The 15,585-nt window shown below is 34.5% G+C and carries 15 protein-coding genes; 9 read left to right on the plus strand and 6 right to left on the minus strand.

Annotated elements, in window-relative coordinates; genetic code table 11:
* Window positions 1–2: 2 nt before the first annotated feature.
* The gene (locus AC3Y25_RS18335; RefSeq protein ID WP_201998198.1) at window positions 3–1,472 is read right to left on the minus strand and encodes an MFS transporter; all 1,470 of its coding nucleotides are present in this window, start codon (window positions 1,470–1,472) and stop codon (window positions 3–5) included.
* 284 nt (window positions 1,473–1,756) lie between these two features.
* On the opposite strand from AC3Y25_RS18335, the gene AC3Y25_RS18340 reads away from it, so the two are divergent.
* Entirely contained in the window at window positions 1,757–2,197 is a 441-nt protein-coding gene (locus tag AC3Y25_RS18340; protein WP_489903733.1) for a DUF4890 domain-containing protein, read from the plus strand.
* Between the two features lie 43 nt (window positions 2,198–2,240).
* On the opposite strand, the gene hemL is transcribed toward AC3Y25_RS18340, so the two are convergent.
* The 4 genes from hemL to AC3Y25_RS18360 form a co-directional block, all read right to left on the minus strand.
* On the minus strand, window positions 2,241–3,527 hold the full coding sequence (gene hemL / locus AC3Y25_RS18345) for a glutamate-1-semialdehyde 2,1-aminomutase (protein WP_250833893.1): 1,287 nt from the start codon (window positions 3,525–3,527) through the stop codon (window positions 2,241–2,243).
* Between the two features lie 130 nt (window positions 3,528–3,657).
* Window positions 3,658–4,557 (minus strand): glucosaminidase domain-containing protein, encoded by a 900-nt coding sequence (locus AC3Y25_RS18350; RefSeq protein ID WP_201998201.1) that lies wholly within the window; start codon window positions 4,555–4,557, stop codon window positions 3,658–3,660.
* Window positions 4,550–5,458, minus strand: coding sequence for a 1-aminocyclopropane-1-carboxylate deaminase/D-cysteine desulfhydrase (locus tag AC3Y25_RS18355; RefSeq protein ID WP_489903734.1), 909 nt, complete (start codon window positions 5,456–5,458; stop codon window positions 4,550–4,552). Before AC3Y25_RS18355 ends, AC3Y25_RS18350 begins: the two co-directional genes overlap by 8 nt.
* A complete protein-coding gene (locus AC3Y25_RS18360; protein WP_489903735.1) occupies window positions 5,455–5,790 on the minus strand; it encodes a hypothetical protein in 336 nt (111 codons plus the stop codon). The genes AC3Y25_RS18355 and AC3Y25_RS18360 overlap by 4 nt, the downstream gene beginning before the upstream one ends.
* A 115-nt stretch (window positions 5,791–5,905) precedes the next feature.
* Between AC3Y25_RS18360 and AC3Y25_RS18365 the strand changes: the two genes are divergently transcribed.
* The 8 genes from AC3Y25_RS18365 (at window position 5,906) to AC3Y25_RS18400 (ending at window position 14,628) form a co-directional block, all read left to right on the plus strand.
* The gene (locus AC3Y25_RS18365; RefSeq protein WP_095928730.1) at window positions 5,906–6,085 is read left to right on the plus strand and encodes a C1orf53 family protein; all 180 of its coding nucleotides are present in this window, start codon (window positions 5,906–5,908) and stop codon (window positions 6,083–6,085) included.
* 11 nt (window positions 6,086–6,096) lie between these two features.
* A complete protein-coding gene (locus AC3Y25_RS18370) occupies window positions 6,097–7,071 on the plus strand; it encodes a 2-hydroxyacid dehydrogenase (protein WP_489903736.1) in 975 nt (324 codons plus the stop codon).
* A 451-nt stretch (window positions 7,072–7,522) separates the two neighbouring features.
* A complete protein-coding gene (gene hutU / locus AC3Y25_RS18375; protein ID WP_489903737.1) occupies window positions 7,523–9,499 on the plus strand; it encodes a urocanate hydratase in 1,977 nt (658 codons plus the stop codon).
* A 116-nt stretch (window positions 9,500–9,615) separates the two neighbouring features.
* Window positions 9,616–10,152 (plus strand): DUF4136 domain-containing protein, encoded by a 537-nt coding sequence (locus tag AC3Y25_RS18380; RefSeq protein WP_489903738.1) that lies wholly within the window; start codon window positions 9,616–9,618, stop codon window positions 10,150–10,152.
* Window positions 10,153–10,478: 326 nt separating this feature from the next.
* Window positions 10,479–11,723, plus strand: coding sequence for a threonine ammonia-lyase IlvA (gene ilvA, locus AC3Y25_RS18385; protein ID WP_489903739.1), 1,245 nt, complete (start codon window positions 10,479–10,481; stop codon window positions 11,721–11,723).
* A 76-nt stretch (window positions 11,724–11,799) separates the two neighbouring features.
* On the plus strand, window positions 11,800–12,210 hold the full coding sequence (locus AC3Y25_RS18390) for a group III truncated hemoglobin (protein ID WP_489903740.1): 411 nt from the start codon (window positions 11,800–11,802) through the stop codon (window positions 12,208–12,210).
* A gap of 76 nt (window positions 12,211–12,286) precedes the next feature.
* Window positions 12,287–12,727: a hypothetical protein gene (locus tag AC3Y25_RS18395; protein WP_095928724.1), complete on the plus strand. Its 441-nt coding sequence runs from the start codon at window positions 12,287–12,289 to the stop codon at window positions 12,725–12,727.
* Between the two features lie 137 nt (window positions 12,728–12,864).
* Window positions 12,865–14,628 carry an aromatic amino acid hydroxylase gene (locus AC3Y25_RS18400; RefSeq protein ID WP_489903741.1) on the plus strand — a complete coding sequence of 588 codons (1,764 nt, stop codon included), beginning with the start codon at window positions 12,865–12,867 and terminating at the stop codon, window positions 14,626–14,628.
* 271 nt (window positions 14,629–14,899) lie between these two features.
* Here the strand turns inward: AC3Y25_RS18400 and AC3Y25_RS18405 are convergent, their stop codons facing one another.
* Window positions 14,900–15,535 carry a DUF4230 domain-containing protein gene (locus tag AC3Y25_RS18405; RefSeq protein ID WP_379799084.1) on the minus strand — a complete coding sequence of 212 codons (636 nt, stop codon included), beginning with the start codon at window positions 15,533–15,535 and terminating at the stop codon, window positions 14,900–14,902.
* Between the last annotated feature and the right edge of the window lie 50 nt (window positions 15,536–15,585).

Genomic DNA, 15,585 nt, shown 5'->3' on the forward strand with positions numbered 1-15,585 from the left:
GATTATTTTCGATCAATATCTTTAGCCATTTCAGGCAGTTTTTCTTTTGTCATTTTCACAATTACACGATGCATCCAGATTAAACAAGTTAGCGACAATGCCAAAATAAAGAGCCACGAGCTCGTCCAGAATCCTGTAAATGATAATAAATACCCGAAAATAATGGGCCCGAAGAATCCGCCTAAACCGCCTAAGAGTCCGACCATTCCGCCAATTACTCCCACTTCATTAGGAAAATAATCTGGTATATGTTTGTAAACAGCAGCAGAACCAATTCCCCACGAAATTCCTATTAGAATAACCAAAACTAAATACACCCACATATTGGCTTCAAAATGAATTTGTGTAATTCCTTCTGCCAATAAATCTTTCTTTTGCACTTTTTGGTTTTGCTCTACAACCACTTCCTGCCATGTTTTTTTGGATGGAAAAAATTTAGAATGCGGCTGACTTTCGTCTTTCTGGGCGATGTTATATTCTTTATCATCTATTACAATTTTATCTGGTGCTACAGACGTAACTGTCCCTGCTTTGCTAGATAACAACCCACTTCCTGATGTTGTAATATCCATTTTAGGAAATAATAGTAAAAAGCTTAAAACGACTGAAGAACTCAAAACCCAATACATTACTTTTCTAGCCCCGAATTTATCCGATAAAAAACCTCCAAAAGCGCGTACGACACCTGCAGGTAAACTAAAACAAGAAGTAAAGATTCCGCCTAAAACTAAAGTCGTGTGATAGACATTCATAAAATTTGGCAGAAGCCATTGTGAGAAAGTAACAAACGACCCAAATACTAAGAAATAATAAGTTCCGAAACGCCAAACACGCACGCTCTTTAAAGGCTGTAATAATTGTTTTACCGTTTTGGACTGTGCTTCTATTTTTTTGTTTTTGGCAAAAATCAGAAATACAATCCCCATCAATAATAAAGCAGAACCGTAGAGAATAGGTAGCCATTTCCAACCATTTTCAGGATCGCTTTCTGAAAATGTACTTAATAAAGAAGGGGCAAGAAATGGTGTAATTGAGGCTCCTGCAGTTCCCATTCCGAAAATTCCTAAAGCTCTTCCCTGCCATTCTTTTGGATACCAAACAGAAGTTGATGCTACGCCTACAGCAAAACTGGTTCCGACCATTCCGAATAAGAAACTTAGAATAGCAAAAACAGTAAAAGAAGTCGCAAAGGGTAAAAGAAACAATGGAATTGATGCCAAAATCAATAAAGCAGAATGCACAATTTTACCTCCAAACTTATCAGTTAAAATTCCCATTGGCAATCTCATAATCGATCCTGTAAGAACAGGAATCCCTAAAAGCCAGCCGATCTGTACAACACTCCAGTTAAAAATTTCCTTATCAACTAAAAAAGTGACCAGTACTCCGTTGAGTGTCCAGCATGCAAAACAGATTGCAAATGCCAAAGTGTTTAAAAAAAGGATGCGGTGGGCTTGGGAAAGATCTGCCATAGAATAAAGTATTAAATTGTGTTTTTGAAAATCTATTACTGAAATATGGGAATCATGGAAATTGCTTTTACTAAACAACAAAAAAGCAATAGTTTACTAAAGTTAAAAAAAATATCCAAAGCAAAGCACTTACTGTCAAATATTTAGCGTTATAATAATCTTATTTAAATTCATTCTTAGAAAAACTGGTAATCAATCTGTTAAATAAAACACAATTTCAAAAGAGTGATTAAACCTGTTTTAATTAATAAAGTCTAATCTGTAAACAATTAAAAAACTTGAATATGAAAAAATTATTTATTGCAGCTATGTTATTTGTTGGAATAGCAAGTTTTGCACAAGAAACAGATCAAAAACCGGCGCGTGAGCAAAGAGAGAGAATGACTCCGGAACAGCGTAATGAGAAACAACTTCAAAAACTGACTACAGAATTAAGTTTAGATGCTAGTCAGCAAGCACAGGTAAAGCAGCTTTTAGCAGATAGAAGTGCAAAAGCCGAAAAATTTAGAGAAGCTAGAAAAGAAAAAAAAGATAGCAACACAAAACCAACTGCTGAAGAAAAAGCAGCTTTCAAAAAACAAATGGAAGACGAAGTTACAGCAAATGATGCTAAAATGAAATCAATCTTAAAAGCTGATCAATACACAAAATGGAAAACCCTTCAAGAAGAGAAAAAAGACAAAATGAGGGATAAAATGAAAGAGCACAAAAAAGATAAAATCTAATTGATGCAAAAAAAAGAGGCTTTGAAAGCCTCTTTTTTGTTATTTAAAATGTTTTCGATACTTTATCGATCGCATTGATTGTAAAATCTAAATCTTCGTAAGTTAATGCATCTGTAATAAACCACGTTTCGTATGCAGATGGTGCGATGTAAACACCTTCTTGCAATAATCCGTGGAAGAATTTCTTGAATGTTTCGTTATCTCCTTTTGCAGCAGTTTGGAAATCGGTAACTGGATTGGCATCAAAGTGAACCGAAATCATAGAACCAACTCTATTAATAGTAAACGCAACATTATTTGCTTTTAAAACTCTATCAATTCCCGCTTCTAAATAAGCCGTTTTTTCTTCTAAACGAGTAAAAACTTCTCTGTCAGAATCAAGTGCTTTTAGCATTGCCAATCCCGCTGCCATTGCTAACGGATTTCCAGATAATGTTCCCGCTTGATAAACTGGTCCAAGAGGAGCTAAATAATTCATGATTTCTTCGCGTGCCGCAAAAGCTCCAACCGGCAATCCACCACCGATAACTTTTCCGAAAGTCACGATATCAGCATCGATACCATATAATTCCTGTACACCACCGCGAGCCAAACGGAAACCTGTCATTACTTCATCAAAAATCAATAAAATTCCGTTTGCAGTACACAAATCTCTTAAACCTTGCAAAAATCCTTCTTGAGGCGGAATACATCCCATATTTCCTGCAACTGCTTCAATGATAATCGCAGCGATTTCTCCTTTATTAGCTTCGATTAAAGTTTTTACATTCTCTAAATCATTGTATTTGGCTAACAAAGTATCTTTTGCTGTTCCTTCTGTTACACCAGGACTATTTGGCGAACCAAAAGTTACGGCTCCACTTCCTGCTTGAATCAAAAATGAATCTGAATGTCCGTGGTAACAACCCGCAAATTTTACAATTTTATCTCTTTTTGTAAATCCTCGAGCCAAACGAATTGCACTCATACAAGCTTCTGTACCTGAATTTACAAAACGAATTTTGTCAATATTTGGAACCATAGAAACAGCCAAAGCCGCAATTTCAGTTTCCAATTCGGTCGGCATACCAAATGAAGTTCCTAGTTTTGCTTTTTCAATAACAGCATCAACAACTGGCTGATAGGCATGACCCAAAACCATTGGTCCCCAAGAGTTAATATAATCTATTAATTTGTTTCCATCTTCATCATATAAATAAGCACCTTTGGCACTTTTTACAAAAATCGGAGTTCCGCCAACGGCTTTAAATGCTCTTACTGGTGAATTTACTCCTCCCGGAATTACTTTTTCTGCTTCAGCAAAAAGCTGACTACTTCTTTTATATAACATTCTTATTTTTGATTTTAGAATTCAGATTTTAGATTAAAACTGAAAACCTATTTTAATTTCTAGATTAATTTCAACAGAACTGGAAACTGCCACTGAGACTGAACACTAAAAACTGAACCTGACCACTTAATTACTTAACCTTAAGTCTCTGTCCAATTGAAATAGCATTATCCGTTAGATTATTTTTTCTTTTTAAATCTTCAACCAATAAATTGAATTTCTTTGAAATGGAATACAATGTATCTCCTTTTTGAACTTCGTATGAATTTGGATCATATTGGTTCATATTGATCTTTGGATCAGAAGCGACATCATAAGATGATTTTTTAGGTGGAGCCGAAGTATTAATTGGCACATAGTTTCTTCCTGTAACCTGACAATCATATTGATGTAGATTATAACGTTCAATATAACTAATCAGTTTGTCTGGATATTTCGGATCGGTTGCATAACCTGCCGCTCTCAAGCCTTTTGCCCAAGATTTATAATCGTCTTTTTCGTAAGTAAATAAAGTTGCATATCGCTTTTTTCCAACCAAAAATAAAGCATGATCTCTATAGGATTCTGATGCCTGAGGATATTTTCTGAAACATTCCTGAGCCGAATCATCGTCGTGGCGAACACTTTCTCCTAACCAATCGTTATGACATTTTATACCAAAGTGATTATTAGCATCTACAGCCAAATCTCCTCTCCCTGCGCCCGATTCCAAAATTCCTTGCGCTAGAATAATACTCGCTGGAATTCCGTACGTTTTCATGTTTCCCATTGCAATATCTTTGTAAAGCAAGACATAATTATTAATCAAATCGCTGGTAACAACTGTTTTGGAAGTAGATTGAATAACCTCAGTTGTATTATTTGTAGAAGGGTAATTTTTACCGATAGGCTTAACAGGAGTACTTCTTTTTGTCGCTGCCGTTCGAGATTGAACTGCTGCCGCTTTTTTAGTCGTCGCGATAGCAGGCTTACTAGAAGAGCAGCTTGCTAAAGCTAATATTACGAGAAGTAATACAATTTTTTTAATCATTGGTTTTTAGTATTGGTAATTTCTTCTGCTTCAATTTTATATTCATTCCATCAATTCCCTGCAATCCACCTGTGTGAATGAGTAAAATTTTTGAATGTGCAGGAAAATAATTTTTGCTGATTAAATCTATAACGCCAAAAACCATCTTTCCTGTATAAATTGGATCTAAGGGCACTTTATTTTCTTCAAAAAAAGCATTAATAAATTCAATTAATTCTAAATTTATCTTTCCGTAACCTCCAAAATGATAGTCAGAAATTAAATTCCAGTTATCTTTTTTTGCAAAAATACGAATTTCATCGGTTAAAAAGTCACCTTTTAACGCTGGAAAACCCAAAATTTTCTGATTTTGCAACGAACTATTAATTAATCCCGAAATCGTGCCGCCTGTTCCAACTGCACAACAAACATAATTAAAAACCGAATCTTCTTCTGTTAAAATCTCCTCGCAACCTTTTACTGCCAATTCGTTTGTACCTCCTTCGGGAACCAAATAAAAATCTCCAAATTTATCTTTCAACTTTTGTATAAAAGATTTTTCAGCTTTCAAACGATACTCTTCTCTTGAAACAAATTCAAATTGCATTCCGTTTTCTTGGGCAAATTTCAAAGTTGGATTCTCTTCTATTTTATCTAAAAGTTCATCGCCTCGAATTATTCCGATGGTTTTGAAGCCTTGTTCTTTTCCTGCATAAGCAACTGCTGCAATATGATTGGAAAATGCTCCGCCAAAAGTCAGTAAAGTGGTTTTATTTTCGGCTTTCGCCTGAAGTAAATTGTATTTCAGTTTTCTAAATTTATTCCCCGAAACAAAAGGATGGATGAGATCTTCACGCTTTATCGTCAACGAAATATCATTCGGAAATTGAATATTGATGGACTGATTGAAAACTGGATTCATTTTAATTTAATGTAATGTAGAAACTGGAAAAAAGATCTGTTTTTCAGATAATTTAAATCGGTTTCTTTTGTGTAAGCTTCTCTTTCAAAACTAATATTTCGATACGCTAGATCTTTGTTTTTGTATTGAATTAAACGAATTAAAAATTCCAGAACATACCAAATAAAGAATGGCAGAACTAGCATTTCTAGCTGTTGCCTCAAATGTATTTTTTCATGATTTACAAAAATCCCGTTTGCTTTATCAAAATCATATTTAACTAAAACGAAAGGAAATAAAGCCATTCCTCGATACCCTTTCGGAATTAAATATTTAGCAACAATCAGAAACATTGGCTGTAAAATTTATAAATTTGTAGCTATAAAATTGTTCGATTTCAATAAAATCATAATCAAATATTTATATTTTTGATTTTAGTTTATCCGAAAAAGAACCCGAAGCAGATTTATGAAAGAGCAAAGTAATGAAAATAAATTAATCGAAGGCGAAGATTTTTACTATACGCCCGAAGGTTACAAATGCTTTACTGAAAAACATCATTTAAAACGTGGTTATTGTTGCAAAAGCGGTTGTCGCCACTGTCCGTACGGATATGATAAAAAAACAGGAAGAATAAATAAAAATTAGAATACCACAGGATGAAGGTTTTTATCAATAAAAATATACCAGAAGATGGCATTAAATTGCTTCAAGACAAAGGCATTACCTTTACAATAAATCCAACAGAAAATGTATTGTCAAGAGATGAGTTTATAAAAATCTGTCAAGAACATGATGCGTTGCTTAATGTTGGCACAAACAAATTTGATGAAGATTTTTTTCAGCAATGTCCCAATTTAAAAGGAATTGCTTTGTTCTCTGTCGGATTTGATTCTGTCAATATTCCATCAGCAAACAGCAGAAAAATTCCTGTTGGAAATACGCCCGACGTTTTAAGCAGAGCTACATCAGATGTTGCTTTTTTATTGATGCAAAGTGTTGCGAGAAAGTCATTTTTCAATCATAAAAGAATTTTAAACAATGATTGGGGAAGTTTTGACCCTTTGGCTAATTTAGGACAAGAACTTTACGGTAAAACGGTGGGAATTTTCGGTTTGGGAAGAATTGGTTTTGAAATGGCTAAAAAATGTAAAGCCGCATTCGGAATGAACATAATTTACCACAATCGTTCTCATAATGAAATTGCCGAAAAAGAATTGGATGCGAAATATGTAGATTTTGAAACGCTACTTTCACAAAGTGATGTTTTGAGTGTTCATTCGAATTATACAGAAGAAAATAACGAAATTTTCAATAAAAATGCTTTTGCTAAAATGAAATCTAATTCGATTTTCATCAACACGGCAAGAGGAAAATTTCATAATGAAAATGATTTATTTGAGGCGCTAACGAATAGTATTATCTGGGGCGCAGGATTGGATGTTACCAATCCTGAACCAATGAAATCAGATAATCCGTTATTATCACTTCCTAATTGTTGCATTTTACCACATATTGGCTCTGCAACTTATGAAGCTAGAAACGCAATGGCGATTTGCGCAGCTCAAAATATTATTGCGCTTTTTGAAAATAAAAAAATGCCGTTTTGTGTTAATGAGGAAGTTTATATTTAAAATTCCAATTTTTTAAATTCCAAATTCCAATTTAAAATCAACAATCTAAAATCTAAAATTATAAATGGATATTCGTTCAAGAAAGTTTAAGATTACGATTTACAAATCGTATCATAGGTCGGATATCCGTTATCCCTAGTTTTTTAATTAGAAAATGTGGCAAAGTGGATAATTAGATATTTTGCCTAAATGAATATTTCGCTCCGCTGGAGCTTTTGTATTGGGTGATTATTATTTTCTATAAATATTTCGCCTTTCCAAGGCTTTTCTTGATTTATTTAAATTTCATAATGCTCCAGAGGAGCGAAATATTTATAGAAATCATTTAAACGTTTGTCACATTTAAGCCCTAGAGGGGCGACATAATTAAAAAAACAAAAATTAATCTGATGTTAATCTAAGCTCAATATCTTAGTAACTTAGAATCTCAGCATCTTAGAATCTTAAAAAAATGACTTTCAAAGAACAAATACAACAAGGAATACCTTCTATATTACCAGCAAAGCAGGCTTACGATCCAGCAATTAATCATGCTCCGAAACGAAAAGAAATTCTTTCGGCAGAAGAAAAAAAGCTGGCGCTGAAAAATGCTTTACGTTATTTTGATCCAAAACATCACGCCGAATTACTTCCTGAATTCTCAGAAGAATTAGAAAAATACGGCCGTATTTATATGTATCGTCTTCGTCCAGATTACAAAATGTATGCAAGACCAATTGACGAATATCCTGGAAAATCTTTACAGGCAAAAGCGATTATGCACATGATTCAGAACAATTTGGATTATGCTGTGGCGCAACATCCGCATGAATTGATTACGTATGGAGGAAACGGAGCCGTTTTTCAAAACTGGGCGCAGTATTTATTGACGATGCAATATTTGTCTGAAATGACAGATGAGCAGACTTTAACCATGTATTCAGGACATCCAATGGGATTGTTTCCTTCGCATAAAGAAGCGCCAAGAGTTGTGGTTACCAACGGAATGGTTATCCCGAATTACTCGAAACCTGACGATTGGGAAAAAATGAATGCGTTAGGAGTTTCTCAATACGGACAAATGACGGCTGGAAGTTATATGTACATTGGCCCTCAAGGAATTGTACACGGAACGACAATTACGGTTTTAAATGGTTTTAGAAAAATAAAACAAAATCCTGAAGGAAGTTTATTTGTAACTTCTGGTCTTGGCGGGATGTCGGGTGCACAGCCAAAAGCAGGAAATATTGCAGGTTGCATTACGGTTTGTGCTGAGGTAAATCCGAAAATTACTAAAATCCGTCACGAACAAGGATGGATTAATGAAGTGGTAACTTCAACTGACGAATTGGTTGCCAGAGTAACTTTAGCGAAAGCGAATAAAGAAACCGTTTCCATTGCTTATTTAGGAAATGTCGTGGACGTTTGGGAGCGTTTCGATGAGGAAAATATCAAGATCGATTTAGGTTCAGACCAGACTTCGCTTCATAATCCTTGGGCTGGAGGTTATTATCCGGTTGGAATTTCTTTTGAAGAAGCAAATGATTTGATGGCCAATAATCCGGAATTATTTAAAGAAAAAGTTCAGGAAACCTTACGCCGTCACGCAGATGCTATTAACAAACACACCGCAAAAGGAACTTACTTTTTTGATTACGGAAATGCCTTTTTATTAGAAGCTTCCCGTGCAGGAGCCGATATAATGGCCGAAAACAATATCGATTTTAAATATCCAAGTTACGTTCAGGATATTATGGGCCCAATGTGTTTTGATTATGGATTTGGTCCTTTCCGTTGGGTTTGCACTTCAGGGAAACCTGAAGATTTATTAAAAACAGATGCGATTGCTTGCGAAGTTTTGGAAAAAATGGCTGAAACTGCTCCAAATGAAATTCAGCAGCAAATGCAGGATAATATTAAATGGATTAAAGGCGCACAGGAAAATAAATTGGTTGTAGGTTCACAAGCTCGAATCTTGTATGCTGACGCTGAAGGCAGAATTAAAATTGCCGAAGCTTTTAATCAGGCAATTGCAAAAGGTGAAATTGGCGCGGTTGTTTTAGGACGCGATCATCACGATGTTTCAGGAACTGATTCTCCTTATAGAGAAACTTCAAACATCTACGACGGATCTCGATTTACAGCCGATATGGCAATTCATAACGTAATTGGAGACAGCTTTAGAGGAGCAACTTGGGTTTCTATTCATAATGGAGGCGGAGTTGGCTGGGGCGAGGTTATAAACGGCGGATTTGGTATGGTTCTTGATGGTTCTACAGAGGCTTCAAAACGTTTAGCATCAATGCTTTTCTGGGATGTTAACAACGGAATTTCAAGAAGAAGCTGGGCTCGAAATGAAGGTGCTGTTTTTGCCATAAAAAGAGCCATGGAAGTTGAGCCTTTATTAAAAGTGACTTTACCCAATTTAGTTGACGAAAGTTTGCTTTAAAATAACGTAATGTCATCATGAGCATCGCGATGATTCGGAAGTCTTACAATAACGAAAAGGCTTCGATTCCGCTCAGCCTAACAGACTTAAAAAAAGAACATTTAATTTTTGAATATATGAAAACACTAAAGTTAATTCCGTTTTTCCTGCTTTTGATCCTTACTTCATGTAGCAGTGTGACTGTTTATTCTGATTATGACAAAACTGTCGATTTTGCGCCTTATAAAACGTACGCCTATTTTAAGCCCGGAATTGACAAGGTTGAAATATCAGATTTAGACAAAAGAAGAATTCTACGCGCTATTGATGATCAAATGCAGGCTAAAGGGTTTACCAAAAGCGACAATCCAGATTTACTGATCAATATTTTTACAAAATCAAGAGAGCAAGTAGATGTAAACCAATTTAGTGCTGGCTGGGGTTACGGCTGGGGCTGGGGTTGGAATCCTTATATGATGTATGGAAATCAAACTACTGTTTCAACTTCTACTGAGGGCACTTTGTACATTGATTTGATCGATGCTAAAAAGAAAGAAATGATCTGGCAAGGTGAAGGTGTTGGAACTCTGACAAGAAACATCGATAAAAAAGATGAAAAAATTGCTGAATTTGTAGGCAAAATTTTAGCTCAATATCCGCCAGTTAAAAAATAGTTTTCATTCCCAATTGGCAGTTTTCAGTTTTTATAAAACTTTAAATAGTTTCGAACTTTTCAGAAATAATTAATACATTTGCTACTCAATCAGCTAAAAAAATGAAAAACTTTAACAACATTATTATCGCTATTATTAGCATTATTGCAATTCAGCAGTAATGGCGAGGTGTTATATAAGTTTGTAAAATATAATTTATAGAAACCTCCCAATTGGGAGGTTTTTTTATTTTAAAAATAATTTTAAACAGCCACGAATTCACGAATTTATATGTTCAAAGATTATCAAAAATAATTCGTGAATTCGTGGCAAAAAAACAAATTCTCATGAGTTTATTTAACGAAGTACTTAATGCCCAAAAGCAGCTTGAAAATGTAGTTGCCGCAACGCCTCTAACCCAAAATTTGAATCTTTCAGACGAATTTGAATCTACTATTTTATTAAAAAGAGAAGATTTGCAAATTGTTCGTTCTTATAAAATTCGGGGCGCTTACAATAAGATTTCTTCATTAAATGAAAAAGAAAAAGCAAACGGAATTGTTTGCGCCAGTGCCGGAAATCATGCTCAAGGTGTTGCTTATTCTTGCAATCTTTTAAAGATTCAAGGCAAAATTTACATGCCAAAAACAACTCCAAAACAAAAAGTAAAACAAGTTCAATTGTTCGGAAAATCGTTTGTTGAAATTGTTTTAACTGGCGATACTTTTGATGACGCTTATGCTTCTGCAACTGCTGATGCGATCAAAAATCATAAAACATTTATTCATCCTTTTGATGATGAAAAAGTAATTGCTGGACAGGGAACCGTAGGGTTAGAAATCTTAGAAAGCTGTAAAGAACCTATCGATTATGTTTTTGTTCCAATTGGCGGCGGCGGACTGGCTTCTGGTCTATCTGAGGTTTTCAAGCATTTGAGTCCGCATACCAAAATAATTGGAGTCGAACCAAAAGGTGCGCCTTCAATGAAAACTTCGATTGAAGAAAACAAAAATACACCACTAAAAACAATTGACAAATTTGTAGATGGAGCTGCTGTAAAACAAGTTGGGGATAAAACTTTTGAAATCTGCCGTTATAATCTGGAAGATATAATTTTGGTTCCCGAAGGAAAAGTCTGCACTACAATTTTAAGATTGTATAATGAAGAAGCAATGGTTGTTGAACCAGCAGGAGCATTAACAATTGCAGCTTTAGATTTTTATGCAGCTAAAATTAAAGGTAAAAATGTAGTTTGTATTGTAAGCGGAAGCAATAATGACATTGAAAGAACTGCCGAAATAAAAGAGCGCTCTCTACTTTATGAAGGTTTGATGCATTATTTTATGATTCAGTTTCCACAGCGTCCAGGGGCTTTAAAAGAATTTGTCAATAATATTTTAGGGCCTGATGACGACATCACGTATTTTCAGTTTGCTAAGAAAAACAGTCGAGAAGTTGGTTCTGTTGTCGTTGGTTTAGAATTGAAAAACAAAAATGACATTATGCCTATTAAAATAAAAATGACCGAAAATGGTTTTGAGTTTCAATACTTGAACGATAATCAAGATTTGTTTACACAATTGATTGGATAATCTTGTCTAAAATGATAAATGTCAGAAAACAAAAAAGAAGTTATCGTATTTTTGCATTTACTTTAAAACTTAAAAAATGACAGCTTTAAAAGATATTTCGACAATAGAAGACATTCAGCAAATGGTTAATAGCTTTTATGCAAATGTTAGAAAGGACGATTTAATCGGGCAGATATTTAATGATAAACTACAAGATCGTTGGGAACCGCATCTGCAAAAAATGTACAATTTTTGGCAGACGATTTTATTTGATGTTCGCGCTTATTCTGGAACGCCTTTTCCTCCACATAAACAGTTACCAGTAGACAAAACGCACTTTGACCGTTGGATCGCTATTTTTAATTCGACAATCGATTCGCAATTTGCAGGACCAATAACCGAAGAAGCCAAAATGCGCGCTACGAATATGGCTTTTATGTTTAGCCATAAAATTGAGTATTTTAGAAATGCAGAAAATGAAATGAGAAATGCAATAAAAAAATCTTAAAAAATTTCTTTCAATTAAAAAGCAGAACTTTATATTTGATAAAATGAATTAAACCCAAATCTACATTCTTTTATTTATGAAAAAAGTTATTTTCTTTATTGCAATCTGTTTCTCATTTTTAAACCAATTATCAGCACAAACACCAGCTTCTAATTTATACAAAGGAACTGTCGACGGAAAAACCCCGATTACACTTTACATTCAGACATCAGAAAATCAATGTAATGCCGATTTAAGCTATGCAGCAATGTATCGCTACAATAAATCAAAAAATTGGATTCAAATTTATCCTACTCAAAACAAAAAGAAAGAAAATGAGTTTGTTATGGTTGAACACAATTTCAGTGGTGTTTTAATTTTACAGAAAAGCGGCAATACTTTCACTGGTTTATGGATTAGCCCTGATGCTAAAAAACAATTGAAAGTAGAGGTAAAAGAAACTCCAATGACCAAAAAAGAGATTGAAAACTATCAACAAACGATGGAAAGAGTAAGTTTCGATAATAACGACTGCTAAAATCGCATTTATTTCAGCTCTTTAAAAATCTACAAAAATGCAATAAAAGTCAATTTCGAATAAAAATTTTGCGATGGATGATAAAAAATCGAGTCTTAAATTCGTAATTTTACATTTTAATCTACAACGTTTTCGAAATGAATCCAAATATTGAAACCAATCCGTTATTAGAGAGATTGCCAAAGCATTTACAGCAATTTATTAAACCTCAAGATTATAGTGACTACACTCCTATCAATCAAGCGGTTTGGCGATATGTTATGCGCAAAAATGTAGATTATCTTTCTAAAGTTGCACATCATTCTTATCTAGAAGGTTTACGCAAAACAGGAATCGAAATTGATTCTATTCCGAGCATGTACGGCATGAACCGAATTCTAAGTGAAATTGGGTGGGCGGCGGTTGCTGTTGATGGCTTTATTCCGCCAAATGCTTTTATGGAATTTCAAGCCTATAACGTTTTGGTTATTGCTTCAGACATTAGACAATTAGAACATATTGAATATACTCCTGCTCCAGACATCATTCACGAAGGTGCAGGTCACGCTCCCATTATTGCCAATCCAGAATATGCCGAATATTTAAGACGTTTTGGCGAAATTGGCTGTAAAGCGATTTCTTCTCATAAAGATTATCAAATGTATGAAGCAATTCGCCTGCTTTCTATTTTAAAAGAAGCAGAAGATACGCCACAAGAAAAAATCGATGAAGCCGAAAAAGCGGTTGCTGACTTGCAAAACAACATGGGCGAATTATCTGAAATGGCTCAAATTCGAAACTTACATTGGTGGACAGTTGAATACGGTTTGATTGGAACAGTTGAAAATCCGAAAATATATGGTGCAGGATTACTTTCTTCTATTGGAGAAAGCGCTTGGTGCATGACTGATAATGTGAAGAAAATCCCTTATGATATTTCTGCAGCCAATCAGAATTTTGATATTACACAATTGCAACCTCAGCTTTATGTAACACCAAATTTCTCTTATTTGAGTTTGATTTTGGAAGAATTTGCTAATAAAATGGCTTTACGAACTGGAGGTTTGTCGGGTATCCAGAAACTGATTCAATCGAATGCTTTAGGAACAATCGAATTAAGTACAGGTTTACAAATTTCTGGAGTTTTTACCAATGTAATTGAAGAAGAAGGAAAACCAGTTTACATTCAGACTACTGGAAAAACAGCTCTTTCTTACCGCGAAAAAGAATTAGTTGGTCACGGAACTTTAACGCATCCTCATGGATTTGGAAGTCCGATCGGGAAACTGAAAGGTTTTAACCTGGCGATTGAAGATATGAGTCCGAAGGATTTACAAGCTTACAGTATTGTAGAAAACGAAACTGTAAAACTGGAATTTGAAGGCAATATTATTGTGGAGGGCGAAATCATTACAGGGTCTCGAAACTTACATGGAGAAATCATTCTAATTAGTTTTAAAAATTGTACCGTTACTCACGGAGAAACTATTTTGTTTCAGCCTGAATGGGGCAATTACGATATGGCAATTGGCAAAAAAGTGATTTCTGCATTCTCTGGCCCTGCCGATGTGAATAGTTTTGATTTAATTAATATTGTTCCTTCAACAAAAACAATCAAAGCAAAACATACTGACGAGCGTGATGAATTGGAAGTTTTATATGCTACAGTTAGAAACATAAGAAATAATAAAGACTCTAAATCGGAATTGAAATCGGTTTTTGAAAAAGTCAAAAGCAATCATTCAAATGACTGGCTGTTAAATATCGAAATTGCCGAGCTTTTGAAAGATTCGGACGAGAAACAGCTTTTACAGGAAGTTTTAGTATATCTGGATCAATTGAAAGAAAGACGTCCTGAAATTGCACATTTAATTTCTGGTGGATTGGATTTGATTTTTGATAATTTGCCACAAAGGCACTAAGACGCGAAGTTTTTTATTAAGTAAATAACATAATATTTGTCATTTCGACGAAGGAGAAATCTCCGCAAGTAACTCCGTAACGAAAAACCAATCTTTGTCGAGCTTTTCGTGGAGATTTGCTTCGCCTGTTCGCTATCGCTCGAGTCTCCTTCGTCGAAATAACAAGATTGTGGAAATTCTGTTTATGAAAACTATCCACGAATTTGGCATTCAATCATTTTAATCCTTTAATCTGTGGCAAAAATTCTTTGCAACTTTGCGAGATTCTTTTTTACAACTTTGAATTCAAATCCTGAGTCAACTCCGTTTCAGACTCGATAGTTTTTCCGTTGTATTGCAGTTTCCAGCCCATTGAATTCGTCATGATTAAAATCTTAGATAATTCGCTTATTAATCGGTTTTGGGCGTTGGTTTTTAGGGTAGATTTTTCGATTTTCTTAGCCAGATTGGCTTTTACAGATTTGTTGATTTTATTGTAATCGTCGCCTGTAAAAGGATTTAGTTTACTTTGTTCGACATCATAAAACTGAATATCTGGGTTTATGGTAATTTCTTCTTTTGGAATGTTTAAAATCGTAATGGTTTTGTTTTTCTCATCAATATCATATTTCATCTGATGCAAATCGTAAGCAACGGTCACATTTGCATTGACCACAATAAGCGCTTTTTTCTCAAAGGAAATCATGTCCATCAAATATTTCTGCTGATTTTTATAGGTAATGACTTCTGAAAAATGCCCTTCGGTAACAACCAATTTCCCAACGTTAAGAATCTGCTGCTGAATTAAATTAGTATTATACTGAATATCTGAATCGTCTTCTTTTTTGAACTGGCAATACTTAAACCCCAGAACAATTATTAAAACAATAACTCCAACACCTATAATTCTTTTAATCAAGTTTTGCATTCCTCTAAAATATTTTAGACCAATTTACTTCATTTTTTCTTTTTTTCCGC

The organism is Flavobacterium sp. LK-23 (genome assembly GCF_058135255.1).